12 protein-coding genes are annotated in these 18,763 nt (G+C 65.6%); 5 read left to right on the top strand and 7 right to left on the bottom strand.

Features of this window, described 5'->3' with window-relative positions; translation table 11 throughout:
• Positions 1 to 55: 55 nt before the first annotated feature.
• Positions 56 to 1,204, bottom strand: coding sequence for a YlbL family protein (locus M1E01_RS06635; protein WP_457974279.1), 1,149 nt, complete (start codon positions 1,202 to 1,204; stop codon positions 56 to 58).
• 221 nt (positions 1,205 to 1,425) lie between these two features.
• Here M1E01_RS06635 and M1E01_RS06630 point away from each other — a divergent pair, with 221 nt between their 5' ends.
• Positions 1,426 to 2,928: a zinc-dependent metalloprotease gene (locus tag M1E01_RS06630; RefSeq protein ID WP_457974278.1), complete on the top strand. Its 1,503-nt coding sequence runs from the start codon at positions 1,426 to 1,428 to the stop codon at positions 2,926 to 2,928.
• Between the two features lie 12 nt (positions 2,929 to 2,940).
• Here the strand turns inward: M1E01_RS06630 and M1E01_RS06625 are convergent, their stop codons facing one another.
• The 3 genes from M1E01_RS06625 to nudC all read right to left on the bottom strand — a co-directional run bounded on the left by M1E01_RS06625 (position 2,941) and on the right by nudC (position 6,786).
• On the bottom strand, positions 2,941 to 3,516 hold the full coding sequence (locus M1E01_RS06625; protein WP_457974277.1) for a M48 metallopeptidase family protein: 576 nt from the start codon (positions 3,514 to 3,516) through the stop codon (positions 2,941 to 2,943).
• Complete coding sequence (locus M1E01_RS06620) at positions 3,516 to 5,648, bottom strand: ATP-dependent DNA helicase UvrD2 (protein ID WP_457974276.1); 2,133 nt, start codon at positions 5,646 to 5,648, stop codon at positions 3,516 to 3,518. Before M1E01_RS06620 ends, M1E01_RS06625 begins: the two co-directional genes overlap by 1 nt.
• Before the next feature lie 88 nt (positions 5,649 to 5,736).
• Positions 5,737 to 6,786, bottom strand: coding sequence for an NAD(+) diphosphatase (nudC, locus tag M1E01_RS06615; protein WP_457974275.1), 1,050 nt, complete (start codon positions 6,784 to 6,786; stop codon positions 5,737 to 5,739).
• Positions 6,787 to 6,965: 179 nt separating this feature from the next.
• Here nudC and M1E01_RS06610 point away from each other — a divergent pair, with 179 nt between their 5' ends.
• Entirely contained in the window at positions 6,966 to 8,261 is a 1,296-nt protein-coding gene (locus M1E01_RS06610; protein WP_457974274.1) for a phosphotransferase, read from the top strand.
• A gap of 12 nt (positions 8,262 to 8,273) precedes the next feature.
• Here M1E01_RS06610 and M1E01_RS06605 read toward each other — a convergent pair whose 3' ends face one another.
• Genes M1E01_RS06605 through M1E01_RS06595 form a run of 3 tightly spaced genes read right to left on the bottom strand, consistent with a single transcriptional unit; the run spans position 8,274 to position 15,777 of the window.
• Positions 8,274 to 11,885 (bottom strand): ATP-dependent helicase, encoded by a 3,612-nt coding sequence (locus M1E01_RS06605; RefSeq protein ID WP_457974273.1) that lies wholly within the window; start codon positions 11,883 to 11,885, stop codon positions 8,274 to 8,276.
• Positions 11,882 to 15,316: an ATP-dependent helicase gene (locus M1E01_RS06600; protein ID WP_457974885.1), complete on the bottom strand. Its 3,435-nt coding sequence runs from the start codon at positions 15,314 to 15,316 to the stop codon at positions 11,882 to 11,884. Before M1E01_RS06600 ends, M1E01_RS06605 begins: the two co-directional genes overlap by 4 nt.
• A 44-nt stretch (positions 15,317 to 15,360) precedes the next feature.
• A complete protein-coding gene (locus M1E01_RS06595; RefSeq protein WP_457974272.1) occupies positions 15,361 to 15,777 on the bottom strand; it encodes an MGMT family protein in 417 nt (138 codons plus the stop codon).
• Positions 15,778 to 15,894: 117 nt separating this feature from the next.
• Here M1E01_RS06595 and M1E01_RS06590 point away from each other — a divergent pair, with 117 nt between their 5' ends.
• From M1E01_RS06590 to M1E01_RS06580, 3 genes are all read left to right on the top strand, one after another.
• A complete protein-coding gene (locus M1E01_RS06590; RefSeq protein ID WP_457974271.1) occupies positions 15,895 to 16,605 on the top strand; it encodes an exonuclease domain-containing protein in 711 nt (236 codons plus the stop codon).
• A 287-nt stretch (positions 16,606 to 16,892) separates the two neighbouring features.
• Positions 16,893 to 17,960 carry a methionine ABC transporter ATP-binding protein gene (locus M1E01_RS06585; RefSeq protein WP_457974270.1) on the top strand — a complete coding sequence of 356 codons (1,068 nt, stop codon included), beginning with the start codon at positions 16,893 to 16,895 and terminating at the stop codon, positions 17,958 to 17,960.
• Positions 17,957 to 18,628 carry a methionine ABC transporter permease gene (locus tag M1E01_RS06580; RefSeq protein ID WP_457974269.1) on the top strand — a complete coding sequence of 224 codons (672 nt, stop codon included), beginning with the start codon at positions 17,957 to 17,959 and terminating at the stop codon, positions 18,626 to 18,628. Before M1E01_RS06585 ends, M1E01_RS06580 begins: the two co-directional genes overlap by 4 nt.
• Positions 18,629 to 18,763: the final 135 nt, after the last annotated feature.

Genomic DNA, 18,763 nt, shown 5'->3' with positions numbered 1-18,763 from the left:
GGCGGCTGTCATTAAGTGCCACGAGCGGCGGTAGGCCTTAGTTCCTGTATTTAGTCTAGTTGTTGGCGCAGGACGGAAGGCCCGATGTATCCGCTCCGCTCGCAGCCATTTCCACTGCACGTTTGGCCTCTTTAAGGTTCTCCACTTTCACGACCTGCAGGCCTTCGGGAACGTTGCCCGTAACCTGGGGGCAGTTGGCGGCAGGCGCAAGGAACATCGTCGCACCGTCGGCCCGGGCCCCGTGCATCTTCACGGCCACTCCCCCGATGGGCCCGACAGCGCCGTCAGGAGTGATGGTTCCGGTGCCGGCGATGTGTTTGCCGCCCGTGAGGTCACCGGGGGTTACCGTGTCGATGATGCCAAGGGCAAACATCATTCCGGCGCTCGGTCCGCCAACCTTTTCCAGCGAGATCCTGACGTCGAACGGGAATGTAAACCGGTATTTGAGGAGGACGCCGAGGATGAACCTGCCCGTCTCGCTCCGTTGCGGCACCACCGTTTCGGTGACGGGTTTGCCGCCCCGGTCCACGACCACGGTCACTGCTTTGCCGTTTCCGGCGGCCAGTTCCTTTTGAACGACTGCCAGGGAGCTGATGGGCTTGCCGTTGATCGAGGTGAAGACGTCGCCGGGCCGCAGCTTTCCTTCCGACGGCGAGCCATCCGACAGGTCGGCGACTTCCAGCTTCTGCCCGAAGGGTATGCCGAGTTCCTTCAGCGCAGAGGCCATGGCATTTTCCTGCGACGTGGTCATGGCGACCGCGCTTTCCTGCTGGGACTGCTCCCTGGTGACGCCCTCGGGGAATATCAGCTCCTGCGGGTAGACCGCCTTGGAATCGTCGAGCCAAGCGGAAAACGCTTCGAAAACGCTGACCGTGGAGTTGGGTCCGCCGTCGACATAGACGGTGGTGAGGTTCAGGTTTCCCTTGGCGGGGTAGGTGTCGTGTCCCGTGACGCTGATGACCGGCTTGCCCCCGTCCCTGCCGAGCGTGTTGTACGTCGGCCCCGGCGACTCGACCACGTAAGGAACCGGCAATATTGCGGCTGTCACGCCGAGTACGAGGGCGGTGAGCCCCGACAGCATCGTGGCCGAAATCTGCAGATCACGCGCCCCCGCGGGACGTGGCCCGCCGGCCCCAGGCGCCTCACCGCTGGCATCGGGAGCAGCGGACTCCTCTGCGGGCTGATTGCCCTTGGTTATCGTCACTTAAAGGACCTCTCCGCGCCGCAGCAGACCAAGGCGGCGCTGGGGCTGCGCACGCGGACAGCCCGCTGCAGCCTGCAAACATTCCGAGAACTAACAGTACGCTTCCGGGCGCGGTGATGGATCTTTGCCTACAGCGAACGAATCGTCTTTCGGCAGACAGCCGCTCGCGCACAGGGGTAGCGTGAAGATGATTAGTAGTCACACCGACGATCGGCGGGATCATGACCTCCAACCCACTCAATCCGTCCAACGGCGACGACAATCCGAAGGATCCGTTGGCAGAGATGCTGCAGAACCTCATGGGCGGTAAGGGCATGGGCAACATCGACCCCGCGGAGCTGGCCAAGGCCGCTGGCCTGCCTGACGATCCAAACCTCCTGGCGCAGATGTTCTCGCAGGTCCAGGCCATGATGAGTGCCCCGTCCGAGGGCCCTGTGAACTGGAAGCTGGCCCATGACAACGCCCGGCGGGTGGCTGCCAGCAGCTCTGATCCGTCCGTCACGGCGGCGCAATCCCGCGAAGTGGACGAGGCCCTGAGGCTGGCCGAGCTGTGGCTGGACCAGGTTACCGATCTTCCGGCGACCGGCCTGATCGGCAAAGCCTGGTCCCGTGCGGAGTGGGTCGAGGAGACCCTGGGGACGTGGAAGCGGCTCACTGAGCCCGTGGCCAACAGCGTTGCCAACGCCCTGTCCTCCGCTATGACGGAGCAAATGCCCGAGGAGATGAAGTCCATGATGGGCGGTGCTTCGTCCATGCTGCAGAACATGGGCGGCGCCATCTTCGGCATGCAGCTGGGACAGGCCATCGGGGCACTTTCCGCTGACGTGGTCAGCTCCACTGACATCGGCGTTCCGCTCGCCGACCTGGAAATGGCCCTGCTCCCGAGCAACGTGGCGAAGTTCGGCGAAGGACTCAGCCTTCCGGAAAGCGACATCCGGCTGTTCCTGGCGGTCCGGGAAGCCGCCCACGCCCGGCTGTTCGTCCAGGTTCCCTGGCTCCGCGGCCACCTGCTGGGCGCGATTGAGGCATACGCCCGCGGCATCCACATCGACACTTCCCGAATTGAGGAACTTGCCCGGGACCTGGATCCGAGCAACCCGGAGGGCATCCAGGAAGCCCTGTCCCAGGGTGTCTTCATGCCCCAGCGGACCCCGGCCCAGGAGCAGGCCCTCCAAAAGCTGGAAACCGCGTTGGCCCTCGTTGAGGGTTGGGTTGATGAACTCACGGCCGCGGCAACTGAAAAGGTCCTGCCGTCGGCCGGGGCGCTCCGTGAAACGGTCCGGCGGCGCCGGGCGACGGGAGGCCCTGCCGAGCACGCGTTCGCCTCGCTTGTGGGACTGGAGCTGCGCCCCCGCCGGCTCCGGGAAGCTGCGACGCTGTGGGCTTCCCTGAAGCAGGAACGCGGCATCGAGGGCCGGGACGCCATCTGGAAGCATCCAGACCTCCTGCCCACGGCAGAAGACCTGGATGATCCCAAGGGATTCAGTGAGCGCCGGAAGCTGGCCGAGGCCAGCGACAGTGAAGTTGACGACGCCCTGCTAAAGCTCCTGGACGGCGGGTTCGACACGCCTGAGGCTTCCACCGAGGAAGGTGGCGCTGCAGGCGACGAGAGTTCAAGCGACGACCGCGCAAGCGAGGGCGGGGCAAGCGACGACGGGGCAAGCGACGACGGTCCTGCCGGTGGCCGCACGAGGGACGGCGATAAGAACGACGGCGGGGCCTAGTCCGCGGTTCGGTCAGTCCTGCCGGCTGGCGTCATCTGCCGGCAGGCCCCTCGATGTCGCGAAAGACACCCCTTCCAGGAAAGCCTTGGCCCGCTCCGTTTCGGGGTAGGCCTCCAGCAGCTTCCAGAAGGCGGCATTGTGCCCGGCGACCAGCAGGTGCGCCAGTTCGTGGAGCAGAACGTAGTCAATCACCCACTGGGGCATCGGCCGGAGCTTGTCCGAAAGCCGGATGGACCCGTCAGCCGGTGTGGCCGAACCCCAGCGGGAGTTCTGGTTGCTGACCCAGCGCACCGACGTGGGAACTGCCCTGCCTCCGAGGTAACGTGCCGAGAGTCCGGCGGCGTGACCGGCGAGCGCGGCATCGGACGCAGGACGCCGCCCGCCTTTCGCATGCCGTTCCCCCTGCACTTTCAGCTTGTCGAGCATTCGGTGCACCCATTCAGCTTCCTGCGCCCTGCTGAAGTTCGCGGGAATCGCGACGACGGCGGTACCGTTCTCCCAAAACGCCGCCACCGTGCGGCGGCGCCTCGCGGAGCGGCGGACGACCACGGGTGCGCCGTCGTGCGTTGTCAGCTGCGTGCCCGTCATCAGTGGCTGCCACTTTCCACGAGGACTGCCAGTACGGCTTCCCCGTACTTCTCCAGCTTGGCGGGGCCAACGCCCGCCAGCCCGGCGAGCTCTTCCAGCGAGGAAGGCCGGGCTTCGGCGATGGCGGTGAGGGTGGCGTCGGTGAAGACAACGAAAGCGGGAACGTCGGCGGTCTTGGCAGCGTCCTTGCGCCATTCCCGCAGGGCGTTGAACGTCTGTTCCTCGTACGTCGGCGCGCACTGGCTGCAGCGGCCGATCTTCCGTTCGGCGCCGGTGGACAGCATGCTGCCGCACACCCTGCATGATGCGGGAACGGCAGCCTTGCGGCGCGGCGCCGGACCCTTGCTCCTGGCAGAAGACCCTGCCACCGAATCCGGCCTGAGCCCGTCCAGGAAGCGGGACGGCTTACGGTTGGCCCGGCCTCCGGGTGTGCGCGCGGTGGACCACGAGAGCGCCAAATGCTCCCTGGCCCGTGTGATGCCCACGTAGAGAAGCCGCCGCTCCTCATCCACCGCTTCTGGAGAATCCGCAAAGGATATGGGCATCAGTCCCTCGCTGAGGCCCACGAGGAAGACTGCATCCCACTCCAGTCCCTTCGCCGCATGCAGTGATGCCAGCGTCACGCCCTGCACCGTCGGTGCGTGCTGGGCGAGCGAACGTTCCTGCAGTTCGTTCACGAAATCTGCAAGGCTGAACTCCGGTCCCCGGCTTTGCACGAGTTCATCCGCCAGCGCCACCAGCGCCGCCAGGGACTCCCAACGTTCCCGCAGCGCGCCGCCGCTGTGCGGGGCCGAGTCCGTGTATCCAAGGGATGCCACGATGTCCCGGACCAGCTGGCCCAGGGGCTGAGGAGATGACTCCGCGGCCGCCCGGGTGGCAGCCCGCAGCTGGAGAATGGCGTCGCGGACTTCCTTGCGTGCGAAGAAGCGCTCGCCGCCGCGCAGCTGGTACCCGATGCCCGCCGAGGCCAGGGCCTGTTCGTAGGCTTCCGACTGGCCGTTGGTGCGGAAGAGCACCGCTATTTCGCTCGCCAGGACGCCGGCGTCCAGCAGCAACCGGATCTTCTGCGCCACGGTGGCCGCCTCGGCTTCATCGTCGGAGCACTCGGTAAATTGCGGCAGGGGTCCGGCGTCCCGCTGGGCGACGAGCTTCAGGGGTGCCGCCCAGGCAGCGTCAGCTACCGGGCCGCCGCTGCGGCGGCCCGCAAGCAGGTCGTTGGCCAACTGGACCACCTGCGGCGTCGAGCGGTAATCGCGGACCAGCTTCACCACGTTCGCAGTGGGATACCTGGCCTTGAACCCCAGCAGATGCTTGGGCGATGCGCCCGTGAAGGAGTAGATGGTCTGGCTCGCGTCGCCCACGACGCAAAGCTCGTCGCGGCCGCCGAGCCAGAGTTCCAGGAGCCGCTGCTGCAGCGGCGAGACGTCCTGGTATTCGTCCACCACGAAGTGCCGGTACTGCTCCCGCACTGTGGCGGCCACTTTGGGATCCTCCTGCAGGATTCCAACAGTGATCAGGAGGACGTCCTCGAAGTCGATGACGTTCCGGTCAGTCTTGACGTCCTCATAGGCCTGGAACACCCTGGACACTGCGGTGAGATCGAACCCGCCGGGGTTGCCCCTGTCCTGTGCATTCTCCAGATAGTTGGCCGGGGTAAGCATGGACACCTTGGCCCATTCGATCTCGGAGGCCAGGTCCCTGATGGACGCCCGGTCGGTGCTGAGCCGGAGTCGGCGGGCGGCCTCGGCGATCATCGGTGCCTTGTGGTCCAGGAGATTCGGAAGCGACCCGCCCACCGCTTGGGGCCAGAAGAACTGAAGCTGGCGCAGCGCCGCGGCGTGGAAGGTACGGGCCTGGACGTTGCCGACTCCCAGGTCGCGCAGCCTGCTGCGCATTTCCGCGGCGGCCCGCGCAGTAAAGGTCACGGCGAGAAGCCGCTGTGGAGAGTAGACCCCGGAGTGCACCCCATAGGCGATCCGGTGGGTGATGGCCCGGGTCTTTCCCGTTCCGGCTCCCGCCAGGACGCACATGGGCCCGGTAAGGGTGCTGGCCACCTCACGCTGCTCAGCGTCAAGACCGCCCAGGATGCGGTCTTCCAGGGACGTCTCGCCGTCAGGAATTTCTGTAATCACTTCTGCTGCTTAGTCGAAAGGATGGATGATGTGCTGCAGGACCGGCCCCGGAAGGCGGGTGCCGGGGTCGTTTGTTCCACGCGGGGCCTTACTCATCGGCGGGCCGGTCCTGGATGATCCCGCCGTACCAGTGTTCAATGAGGGACCGGGCAATGGACAGCCGCGTGGAAATAACGATCTCCCCGCTCAGCACAGCCGCCTGCAGTTCTTCCCGGCTGAACCAGCGCGCCCTGGTGACTTCGACGCCGTCGGGTTTGGCTTCGGCGTCGTCCGTGACGGCAGTGAAGCCGAGCATGAGCGAGGCGGGGAACGGCCAGGACTGGGAACCAAGATATTGGCACGCCTTGACCCGTACCCCCACCTCCTCGTGGATTTCGCGGACCACCGCCTGTTCAAGGGACTCCCCCGGCTCAACAAAACCTGCCAGCGTGGAGTAGTTCTTGGCGTCTGCCGACCCGCCGCCGCCCAGCAGCAGGCGTCCGTCCGGTCCCACCACGGTAACGATGATGGCGGGATCGGTGCGGGGATAGTGTTCGGAATCATCGGCCGGGCAACGCCTGACCCAGCCGCCTGCCTCGACGTCGGTGGGCGTGCCGCAACGGGGGCAGTGCGTATGGCTGGCGTGCCAGTTTGCAATGGCGCTTGCTTCGACGAACAGGGCGGTGTGTGTGGCATCCAGCCCTGCCGCGACGTCCCTGAACCCTTCCCACGAGGCACCGGCGGGCAGGCCTACAGCGGCTGGCTGCACCGGCGCAGAGAGGATGAACAGCAGGAGTTCGGTCCCGGCGGGGAGGTCGCTGGAAGCGAGCGCAGTTCCCAGGTAGACGATGAGGGACGGGTCCGATCCTTCCGCCCGCAGCCCCTCATGTAGCCGCGTGGCCTCGGCCAATACAAGGGCACCGTCATGGATGAGCGCCTGCCGGCCAGAAAGCACCATGGCGCGTGCGCTGCCGGCAGTGAGCAGCCTGTCCACCAGCCCTGGCTTCATCCGCTCCACAGACCCGCGGTTAACCAAGGCGGGAGGCGCGGGAAGCACGGTGTCAAAGAGGTGGTTGGCTGGCACAGGCGTGGGCGGTTGATTTCCCGCGCCCGCGACCGCTGGCTTAGTGACCGGCGCAGCGGCCTCCGCATGACTCATGTATCCACCGTACTGACTCAGGGTGACAATTTACATTTCGCCAGGCTGTCCCACGGTGCCGCCGGCGCGCACTGGACGGGGATCCATCCGCGTCGGGCAGTCTGGTATTTCGGCCGGATCTCGAGACTCGCCGGGGACACAGCAGCCTCTTGGAGGGGAGTCAATCTACCGTGGGGAGGGTGAGAAGAGAACCGATCGAATTGGCAGCTGTGGCAACCGCGGCAGTCCCAGGACTGAGCCCCACCGCAGTGAGTTCCGCGCCCGACGACCCGGCGGACTTCGACTCGGCACTCCTCCTCGACTCCGAAGGCAAGCGCTGGCGGGTCAGGTCTCCCCGCCACGCAGAAGCCAGCACCAGGCTGGAAACGGAGTTCCTGGTTCTGCGCGCGTTTTCCCCTGCTATCCGGGCCGAGCTTCCCTTCCTGATGCCGACGGTGGCCGGAACGGTGCGGCAGAATAACCTGACGACGTTTGTGTATTCACACCTGGTTGGCGCGACGCGCTCGGTTGAAGAGCTTACTGCAGGCTCCCAGGAACTGGCGAAGGAGATCGGCATGGCGCTGGCCGCCATCCACGACCTTCCCCGCGCGCTGGTGAGCAATGCTGATCTGCCCAGCTACACGCCCAACGAATTCCGGCAGCGCAGGCTCAATGAACTGGACATGGCGGCGACCACGGGCAAGATTCCCTCGCTGCTCCTTCGCCGATGGGAACATGCCATGGAGGACGTATCGCTGTGGCGGTTCAATCCCTCCGTGGTCCATGGCGACTTGCACGAAGACAATCTGCTGATTGAGGGGAGCCGGGTCACAGCCGTCACCGGCTGGACTGATCTCAGGATCGGTGACCCCGCCGATGATCTGGCCTGGCTTGTGGCTTCAAATGAGCAGGATTTCGTCGATGCCGTGGTGCGCCACTACACGAAGCAGCGTCGTGACGTTCCGGACAGCCACCTGTTGCGGCGGGCGGCCCTTTCTGCTGAATTCGCCCTGGCACAGTACCTCGTCAAGGGAATTGCCACCGAGGACCGCGAGATGGTATCGGAGGCCGAAGAGATGCTGGCCACGCTGGCGGACGATATAGCTGAGCACGGCGGGCAGCCCATCAGCGTGGAACCCCTGCCGCAGCCGGCGGCGCCGCCTCTGCCCCCGGCGCCTGCCGGAGCACCCGCAGCTAACGGGGCCCCTGCCGCCTCCCCCGGACTGATTCCCGTGCCTGCCGCAACTGACATTTCCGAGCAGATGCCTGCGGTGCACGTCATGCCCATCCCCACCGCTGACTCCGAGCCTGCCGGCAGGCGGCCGGACAGCGACACTGCAGCGGACACCGACACTGCAGGAGACACAGACCCTGTAGGGGATACCGGCACTGCCGAGGAGAGCAACACTGACGCGGACAGCAAAGCGGAGTCCAAGGCTGCACCGGATGACACGTCCACTACCACGCTCACGATCGTTGACGCCAAGGCGCACTAGGGGCCAGCGCCGCTACTGCGCCGGACGTGCCAGGGCGCCCGTCACGATGGCCTCAAGTTCCTCGCCCGACGCGAGGTCATGTGGCCTGACGACCTGATTGTCCGCTACGTAGTAAAAAGCAGCGCGGACCTCGTCGAGCGGAACGCCCTTGAGTCTTGCCCAGGCAAGCCGGTACAGCGCGAGCTGGACACTCTTCGTCTTCAGCTGCCCGGAAGAGGGCTTGCGGCCGGTCTTCCAGTCAATGAGGTCCCAGCCGCCGTCGGCGTCCCGGAAGACTGCGTCGATGCGGCCCCGAACCACGACATCACCGATGCGCGTTTCGACAGGCACTTCAACGTGCGCCGGTGAGCGGTGGGCCCACTCCGAGTCCCTGAAGGTGGAGACCATGTCGTCGAGGCCATACGCCTCGTCAATATGGTCATCAGATCCCGGAGCCTCGTCGAGGTCGAGCATCCCGGCTGACCCGTAGTATTCCTCTACCCAGGCATGGAAGACGGTGCCTTTCCTGGCGGACATGCCCGGCTCCCGCGGGACGGGCCGCCTGAGCCGCTGGACAACGGCTGCGGGGTCTTCGTCAAGGGCCACCAAGGTGGAAGCGGAAATGTGCCCCGGCAGGTGCACGTCCCGGCTGCGGGCGCGGCGACCGCGGCGCTCAAGCAGCAATGCTGCCTCCTCCGCCCATCTGGCGGCAAAGGGGCGAAGCGTCCGGACATCCCCGCTTCCGTTTTCAGCTCCGCCAGCGGGCGGGATGTCTCCGGCTTGGACTGCGTCCCCCTGGACTGCTTCGGCCTGGATGGAACCTCCATCGGCTCCCTCGGCCTGAGTTGCACCGTTTTGGACGGCAGCGTGACGCTGACGCCCAATTTCTTCCAGGAGCCTTCCGGCTGCCTGATCCATGGATGCCCGCCTTCCCGGCACAAGCCGCAGCCGCTTCCCGGTCCGCGGGTCAACCGGGCCTTCCAGGGGATCGTAAGGCCAGGATGCCACCTCGAGTTCCTTCGTCAGCGGACTGGTTTCCGGCAGCGCCGCCTCTGCCACCGAATCCGGATGGATCTGGGCAACCGTTCGGCCATCCGGGGTGAGCAGACCAGGGGCCTCCTCAACGCCAGCCACGGGTTCCAGCTCTGCCAGGAACGGGGACATCTCCGCCATGCTGCCGCGGCCGCCGACCCATGCTGCGCTGGAAACCCACAGAACGTGTTTGGCCCGCGTGTAGGCCACGTAGGCAAGACGGCGTTCTTCGGCCTCCCCGTGGGCCTGGACGTCGGCCTTGAAGTCCTTTTCGGCGTCGAGCCATCCTTTCTGGTCCGGCTGGTCCAGATCCCACTGGGGCAGGTCTGCCCGGTCGCCGCGCAGGGGCCACGGCAGGGCCGCCGATCCGCTGCTCCATCGGGAGTCACGACTGCTCGGGAAAGCCCCGGCGTTCAGTCCCGGCACAAAGACCACGTCCCACTCGAGTCCCTTCGAGGCGTGCACCGTGAGCAGCTGGACCGCTTCGTGGTTGACGTCAGGCGGCGGCACTTCCAGGCCGCCCTCTTCAGCCGCAGCTGCTTCGAGCCAGGCGAGGAAGGCCAGGACGTCCACGCGCTGGGCAGTCTGCAGAAAACCCGCAGCGGCGTCCTGAAAGGCATCCAGATTGCGCCGTGCCTGGTGGATGCTGATGCCAGGCCGGGCAGCGACCTCAATGTCCAAAAACATGGCCCGCTCCACTTCACCCAAGAGCGTGGTCAGGTCATCGCCCAGCAGCCCCCGGAGGTGCCGCAGTTCCGTGGCGAGCTGATGCAGGCGTTCCAGCGCCGCTGGCGTCAGCGATCGTCCGTGTGCCGACATCCACCCCTCTCTGGGCAGCCAGTCCAGGGCTTCCACGAGGCTGGCGGCATCTGTCAGGTCCCCTTCGATGACCACTTCCGCCGATTCAGCACTTTCATCGGCAACGGCAGCATCGGCCGGGTTCCGGGCCCGTCGGCGTGCTAGATAGGACGACCAGTCGCGGAAGGCCATGAGGTCTGCGGGGCCGATCCGCCACCTGGCCCCCGCCAGCAACCTCATCAGGGAATCCGACCGGCCAGGATCAGCGAGGACGCGGAGCGTCGAAACAAGGTCCACGATTTCCGGGGTGTCGAGCAAACCGCCCAACCCGACAATCTCGTAGGGGATGCCGTTGGCTTCAAATTCCCGCCTGATGCATTCCATCTGGGCCCGCCGCCGGCACAGCACGGCCATGGCCGGTGATACAGGCGTGGCTGCCGCCTGCATCTCGAAATCCGTTACCCGGAATTTAAGCACGTCCCGGGCGATAGCTGCCGCTTCTTCCTCATCGGTGGCGAACCGGCCCATGACCACCCGCCCCTTGCCGGCGGCGGGGCTCGCCTGCAAGGAAGGTACTTCAACGCCAGCCGCAGAGGCGCGCTGGCCGGCTGGCCCGGCTGCCGATGCGGCCGCATTCAGCGGAGCAGCGATGAGGTTAGCCGCCGCGAGAATATTCTGCCCGTTCCGCCATGCCGTGGTCAGGTAGGAAACGGGGGCCGGCTTGAACATGTCGGTTCCGTCACGCGGTTCCTCGACTCGGACGGGGAACTCCTTGACGAAATGGAACAGTTGGCCGGCTGACGCTCCCCGGAAGCCGTAAATGGACTGGTTCGGGTCGCCCACCGCAGTTACCGCGTGCCCTTCAGCAAACAGCCTGGAGAACAGCACCAACTGCGCATGGGAGGTGTCCTGGAATTCATCCAGCAGAACAACCCTGTAGCGCTGGCGCTCCGTGTCGGCCGCGAGCGGCACCTCCCGGGCCACCTTCGCGGCCAAGGCGACGAGATCGCCGAAGTCCAGCGCTCCCCTGGCCCGCTTTGCGTCGGCATAGCGCCCCACTAGGTCAGCCACGCTGGCCCTCGTCCGCAGCATCCCGGCGAGTTCGCCGGCAGCCTGCGTGGAGTTTTTCTTCGCCCCGGCCACGTACGGGAGGCCCTCATAGGCGGACAGCCGCTCCATCAGCCAGCCCTGGACCTCGGCCGGCTCCCGAAGGTGCTCCGCGCACTCTCCCGCGAGCTGGATGACTGCGTTGACGAGCGTGGACTTGGCCACGCGGAAGTGGGCGTACTCGCCGTCGTACGCTTCGACCACTTCGCTTGCGAGCTGCCAGGCCTGCGCGCCGCCCAGCAGTACGACGTCACGCTCGATGCCCAGCCGGAGGCCGTAGTCGGACACGATTCCGCTGGCGAACGAGTGGTAAGTGGACACCTTCGGTTCGAGGGCGTCGGTGCTGAGTAGTCCGGCAGGAAACACCTTGTGGCCCGTGTCGGCGGCTGCGATGCGCTGAAGGGCACTGAGCTTCGCCCTGATGCGGCTCGCCAGTTCACCGGCCGCCTTCCTCGTGAACGTCACCCCCAGGATCTCTTCAGGCCTGACCCAGCCGTTGGCGACCAGCCACACGACACGGTCGGCCATGGTGGCAGTCTTGCCTGATCCCGCACCGGCAATGACCAGCCTGGGTGTCAACGACGAGGAGATAATGGCGGATTGCTCCGCGGTGGGAAGATGTTTTTCCCCCAGGAGGACGGACAGCTCTTCCGGGCTGAAACTCGGCATAGGGAGATCAGGCACCGTGACATGGGAGTCTCTGCTCATTCTGTAATCTGCTTTCCGCGTGCGCACAGCGGGCATACCTCCGGCAGGCGGCAGCCGTGGCCGCCGAACCCGGCCTTGGACGGATCGTGCCGGGCTTCGAATCCGCTCCCGGACATAACGCGGGCGGCTTCCATTACGAGGTCCATCGCCCAGTTGTCGCCGGCCTCGAGAGGGTCCTGGTGTTGGATACCGGGACTCTTGGCGGTAGTGCCCAGCTGCGCAAGGACTGCACCGCCCGGCTCCGCGTGGGCAGGCACCCCTGGTCCTTGGAATCCTCCGGCCAGGACCGCAGCCTGGTACGCCCCGAGCTGCGGGTGCCGGCCGAGCTCGGCTTTCCCTGGCTGCCGTTTGCCCGTCTTTAGGTCAACGATCACCAGGCGGCCGCGGGAGTCGATCTCCAGCCGGTCCACCTGGCCGCGCAGGACAGCGGTCCGCGCATCGTGTTCCGCTGCGGAATCGACGGCGGCACCAGCCGCAGGGGCAGCAACGGCTGCGGGGTCGGATCCTGGCACCTGCGTCAGCTGCACTTCGAAGTCCTGTTCGACGCCAACCAACCGTCTGCCTTCGCTGCGCATCACCAGGATGTACTGGGCCAGTTTGCGGACCATGGATTCAGCCCGTTGAAAGTCCAGTTTGCCTTCCCAGTTGTCCTTCATGCCCAAAGCGGGCCAGCGCCGGACAAGCTCGGCGAGGTACTCGGCCCCCGAACCATCGGGGATATCCTGGGCGATGGAGTGCACCAGCGTGCCGAGGCTTCTGGCGAAGTCGGTGGCTGCCTCACCGCCGGCAGCCTGGATAAACCAGTCAAGCGGTGACTTTTGTACGGACTCCACCTTTGATGGCGAGACAAAGACGGTCCCGCCGGGCGGCACGATGGGTTCCTCAGAAGTCAACGGCGCCAGTCCCCACCAGGAACCAGGGTGCGCCCCGGGAACCGGAGGATCCGCCGTGGCAAGGCGGGCGAGGACACGGACGGCCTCGTCCGCTTCTGCTGCAAACCTGCTGCCATCGAGCTGGGCGTATTGACGCAGCTCTGCGACGAGGGCACGGAGCGTCAGCGGCCGTTCGACCGGTGTGAAGCCTCTGGATTCCTGGCCCGGCTGAAGCGGTGCCACGTAATCCAGGAAAGAAGACGGTTGCTCGTCCTCTGAGGCGACGGCGGTGCAGATCAGCACTTCCTTCGCCCTCGACACCGCAGTTGAGAAACTGCGCAGTTCGTCGTACCGGATCTCGCGCAGCCGGCTCAGCGGGCCGAGCTGGAGTGCGTACTCCACGCCATGCTCAACGGCGTCTGCGAATAGCGTGCTTCCCAGCAGTTCTCCGCGAAGCCGCGTGTTCGGCCACACACCTTCCTGGAGTCCCGCGACGATGACCAGCGGCCATTCCCGGCCTGCAGCGCTGGCCGGAGTCATGAGTTCCACGGCGTCATCTACCTGCGCCCGCGCCGCCAAGGTGTCCATGGGGAGCTCCTGGTTGAGCAGGTATTCGAGGAACTGCCCCGGGCTGGAACCGGGCATCTGGTCGACGTAGCGTTCCGCGGTGTGAAAGAGCGCCATCATCGCGTCAAGGTCGCGGTCGGCCCTCGCCCCTACGAGTCCGCCGGCCAAGGCAGCAGCCGTCCAGGTCCCTGCCAGGCCTGTGGAGTTCCACAGCGCCCAGAGCACTGTTTCGGCATTCGCTCCGGGCTCCGCAGCAGCACGCCGTCCCGCCTGAATCATCCTTGCGATCCGCCGTGCCGAGCGCCCCTCGATTCCCAGGACCGCGAGCGCACCGGGTTCAGTCAAGGCTTCCACAAGCAGCGAATCACTTGAGCGTCCTCCGCCTCCAAGGATCTCCTCCCGGCGCAAGGACTGGCGGAGCCTGCGCAGTTCAAGGGATGTAGCTCCTCCGATCCGTGAGGTCAGCAGGCTGACCGCGGATTCCGGGGTCAACAGGGCCGGATCAAGGGCGATCGCGTACGCGTCGAGCAGCGGCCGCACGGCAACTTCGTCCCGCACGGCGGACTCGGCCACCGGGATCCGCACCGGAATACCCTGCCCGGAAAGATAGCGCTGGAGCTGGCTTAGCTGGCCGCCGTTGCGGACGAGGACTGCCATGTCGGCTAGGTCGCGGCCGTCGGCGATGTGGGCTTCCAGAATCCGCTGGGCCACATACCGCAGCTCGTGGACCGGCGACGGCAACAGATGCGCCTCGACCGTGCCGCCGGCCCTGCTCTCCTGGGCGGCCGGCCCATGTCCTGAAAGCTCCTGCCCGCCCGGCTGCAGCTCAGCAGGCTTCTCATCCGGGTTCTGCCGGGTTACAGGGTCAGGATTGCCGGGGTCGGGATCGACGGAGTCAGGGTCATCGAGACGACGGGCGAATTGCCCGCCGGCACGCAGGGAAATCCGGTCGGCTACTCCCAGCCAGGCCTTCGCCAGTGCAGGGTGCTGTCTATGCGCGTACCGGAGTGGCCGCTCGCAAACTTCATCGGAGCCGTCACCGGCCAGCAGACGCGGCAGTTCGGCCACGAGGTCCGGACGCGCGCCGCGGAACCCTTGGACAACGGTGTCGGGTGAGGAGGTGACGAAGGAATCCTTGCCTGCGGCGATGTCGGCCAGCAGCTCGAAGACAGCCGGGTTGGCTTCCTGAATATCGTCGACGAGGATCAGTTGGAGCCGTTCCCGTTCGGCCGCCAGGAAGTCCGGCGAATCCTGAAACAACTGGCGGGCGGCAGTGATGATACCGGCGGGATCAAAGGCCTCCGGCATGCGCAGGTCAAGGACGTCGCGGTATTCGGCATACAGAGCGGCGGCTGTGACCCAGTCCGGACGGCCGCATTCGTTTCCCAGCCTTGCCAGGTCCTGCGGAGTCCGGCCGGATTCGATAATGCGGTCGAACAGCTGCCGGACTTCCTGCCGGAAGCCACGGGTGGGCAGGGCCGCAGCAAGATCCTCTGGCCACGGCAGGCCGAGTCCGGGGAGTGCATGGCCGTCCAGGAGCTCTTTGATAATGAGGTCCTGCTCGGGCCCGGACAGCAGGCGTGGAGCGCGGGGCATCGGCAGGATCCCTTCCGCTTTTGCCCGGCGGATGAGGTCAAAACCGTAGGAGGCCCACGTCCGGGCGGGCGTGGTGCTCAGGCTGCGGTTCAGGCGGGCAGTGAACCTGTCGCGCAACGCGTCTGCGGCCAGGCGTCCCGGGGCAAGGATCAGAATCCGCTCCGGATCTGTGCCAGCCGTTTCCACGCGGTGTACCGCTGCCTCTACCAGGACTGTGGATTTGCCGGTGCCCGGCGCACCCGGGACCAGCACCGGGCCCGTGCCCGCAGGTACTTGGACTGCGGCGAGCTGGTCAGCCGACAGGACCGGACCAGCGGTGTGAATCTGTCGGGGCGCTAAAAGCCGGAGACCTGCCCCGGGCGCCGGCTGGCCGGCTGCGAGGGACTCCCCGGGCACCCCGCTCTCGGAGAACAGCGGTGGGGTCTGCTGGATAGTTGCGGTCACTCAGTCATTCCATCATTTGCCACGGACAATTTACGCACCGACGTCTCGAGGTGCTCAGCAATCGAGTCCAGTGCGTCAAAGTCAGCCTCCGATGGCGCCCAGCGCGCCGCCGCCAAATCCACACGCCACCTGCCCTCACCCGATTCGGCGAACCGCAGGTAGTCTCCGCGCAACGGCGTTCCTTCCTGCAGATAATGGGCCAGGGCTTCCGCCTCGAGCCCTTTCGGAGCGTAGCCTCCCGCCCGGAGGACACGCCACCAGGGAACCGTGCTTCCATAACGGCTCATGGCCGTGCCGACCTGCCGCGCCCCTCCGGCGCCCAGCAGCTCTGCCACGTCGCCATAGGACAGCACCGCACCGAACGGGATGCGTTCCACTACCTCCAGCACCGCCTCGACATACTTCACCCGCATTGCTACAGACTATCGGCGCGGCACTGGGGCGCGCGGCGCAGAACGATGGTGCGTCACATCGGTTGGACACGCGCAGCGCTGCCCGAAACTGTCGGTGGCACCGGATAGCGTGAAGCCATGAGCACCTGGAACACCCTCCCGCGGGCAGCCTTCGACCTCGAAACCACCGGCCGCAATTCCCGTGCGGCGAGAATCGTGACTGCGTCAGTGACCGTAGTGGATGGCGCCGGAGAAGTCATGCAGGAACATGAGTGGCTGGCTGACCCGGGGGTCGAGATTCCGACTGAGGCAAGCGACATTCACGGGATTACCACGGAACATGCCCGCAGTAGCGGCAGGCCCGCCGCGGAGGTAACGCGGGAAGTTGCCGCGGTGCTTCAGGGCCTGTTTGACTCGGGTGTGCCGGTGATTGCCTTCAACGCCAGCTATGACTTCACGGTACTGGCCGCCGAGTCGGCCCGCTATGGGGTTCCCCAGCTCACCAGGTTCCCGGTGCTGGATCCCTACATCATGAACAAGCAGGTGGACCGGTACCGCAAGGGCAAGCGGACGCTCACGGCACTGTGCGAGGAATACGGCGTGAATCTGGAGAATGCCCACACGTCCGCTGCAGACGCGTTAGCCACCCTCCGCGTGCTCGATGCGATGGCTGGTAAGTTCCCAAAGCTGCAGGTGCCGGCAAGCCAGCTGCACCAACTCCAGGTCGACTGGGCGGTCAGTCAGGCAGCGGACTTCCAGCAATATCTCCGCAAGACGAAACCAGCCGCAGTCATCGAGGGCGATTGGCCGGTGCTGCCTCCGGAAGACGCCAGCCGGGGAGATTTTTAGTCGTATTGCCGCGCCGGAACAAGGATTCCGGCGCAGCTGGGACAAAGATCACAACTAACCGGCGGAGAGCTGCGGCCAGGAGGGCGCGCTCCGATTCAATCTTCACGCCGATCCGGCCACCAACGCACGCGTTGGTAAAGGATATCACCCCAAAAAATGCGTAGATCGTCCCCTTTCTTCGAACTTAGTTCGGAAGTGACTCGCATATCCCGGCGCTGACATAATTTAGTTCAAAAGCGCGCCTGTGCTATGCCCTGCCCCGCCCGGCCCCTACCGCCTGAGGATACATGATCACAGTTACTGACCTGCGCAAGGTCTACCGTCAGGGGAAGAAGGAAGTTGTGGCCCTTGACGGGGTATCACTCTCCGTCCCCAAAGGCTCCATCCATGGCATCATCGGCCATTCCGGAGCGGGTAAGTCCACGCTGGTCCGGTGCCTCACGTTGCTCGACCGCCCAACGTCGGGTTCTGTCAGCATCGACGGCACTGAGCTCAGCTCGGTTAAGGACTCCGAGATCCGCGCGGCGCGGCGCCGGATCGGCATGGTGTTCCAGCACGCCAACCTCATGGATTCCCGCACTGCAGCAGGCAACGTGGCGCATCCGCTCGAGCTGGTCAAGACCCCTAAGGACAAAGTCCGGACCAAGGTTGCGGAGCTGCTGAAGCTCGTCGGCCTGGAGGGTTTCGAAAACGCGTACCCGTCCCAGCTATCCGGCGGCCAGCGCCAGCGCGTGGGTATTGCCCGTGCCTTGGCGTCCGACCCCGACGTCCTGCTGTGTGACGAACCGACGTCCGCGCTGGACCCGGCTACAACCGACGAAATTCTGGACCTCATCCAGGACCTGACCCGGCGCCTACAGCTCACCGTGCTGATCATCACCCATGAGATGCACGTCGTTAAGCGTGTTTGTGGTTCGGTGTCGCTGCTGGCCAAGGGCCGCGTCGTGGAGGCGGGCAGGCTGGAAGATGTAGCAGCCGAGCTCGACAGCAAGCTGGCCCGCGCCCTGCTGCCGCTGCCGGCGTCGGAGACTATTAAGGGAGACCTCCAGAACGGTCCCGTGCTGGAGATTCTGTTCTCGGGCGACAGCGCCAAGGAACCGGTTCTCACGAGCGTAGCGAGGCATTTCGATATCGATCTGAATGTCCTGGCCGGGAGCGTGGAGACGCTCGGCGGCCACCAGTTCGGACACCTGCGGGTCCAGTTGGCGGACCACGCAGACTACGACGCAGTGCTTGCGTATCTCCATGACCGCGGGATCAGTGCGAAACTGGCCTCCGGCGATGGCCGCCAGTCCCGGCAGGATGAATTCGCCGAAATATCCGACCTCGCCGCTGAGACGGGAGACTTCAAGTGAACGAGATATTCAGCAACCCCGTCCTGGCCAAAGCCCTGCCCGAAGCAATTGTTGAGACGCTTCAGATGGTCGCCATCTCCGGTTTCTTCACGGTGCTCATAGGATTGCCGCTGGGGGTCTTCCTGCACACCACGGCGCCGGGCGGGCTGCGGCCCATGCCCGTGATTAACCGCATCGTCAGCGACGTCGTCGTCAACATCACCCGCTCCATCCCCTTCGCCATCCTCATGGTGGCTCTGATCCCGCTGGCCCGATTGCTCGTGGGGACCAGCCTGGGCCCGGTGGCAGCTTCGGTTTCACTCTCCATCGGCACCATCCCCTTCTTTGCCCGTCTGGTTGAAGCCTGTCTGCGCGATGTCCACCATGGGAAAATCGACGCCGCGCAGGTGATGGGCTCCACGAAGATGCAGGTTATTAACAAGGTGATGTTGCCGGAGTCCCTTCCGGCCCTCGTGGCGGCCACAACCACTACCGTGGTTACCTTGGTCGGCTACAGCGCCATGGCCGGCCTTGTCGGCGGCGGCGGGCTGGGAAAGCTCGCGTACAACTATGGATTCCAACGCTTCGACGTCACGGTCATGCTCGTTACCATCGTGCTGATCATCGTGCTGGTTCAGGTCATCCAGCTGACGGGTGAACGGATCGCCCGCAGCCTTGACCACCGCTGACCAGGCCACCGCTGACCAGACGACAGTCGACCGCATCCATCGCTGGTCAGGCCACGGCTGGCCTGGTCTGACCAGCCGGAGGCCGCAGCAACACAACGGTTCTCCGCCACCTCCTCACATCAGCGAGTAGCCGCT

Source organism: Arthrobacter sp. D1-17 (assembly GCF_054130535.1).
Note: the sequence above shows the minus strand (reverse complement) of the source record. Positions and strands in the feature narration are given on the sequence as shown.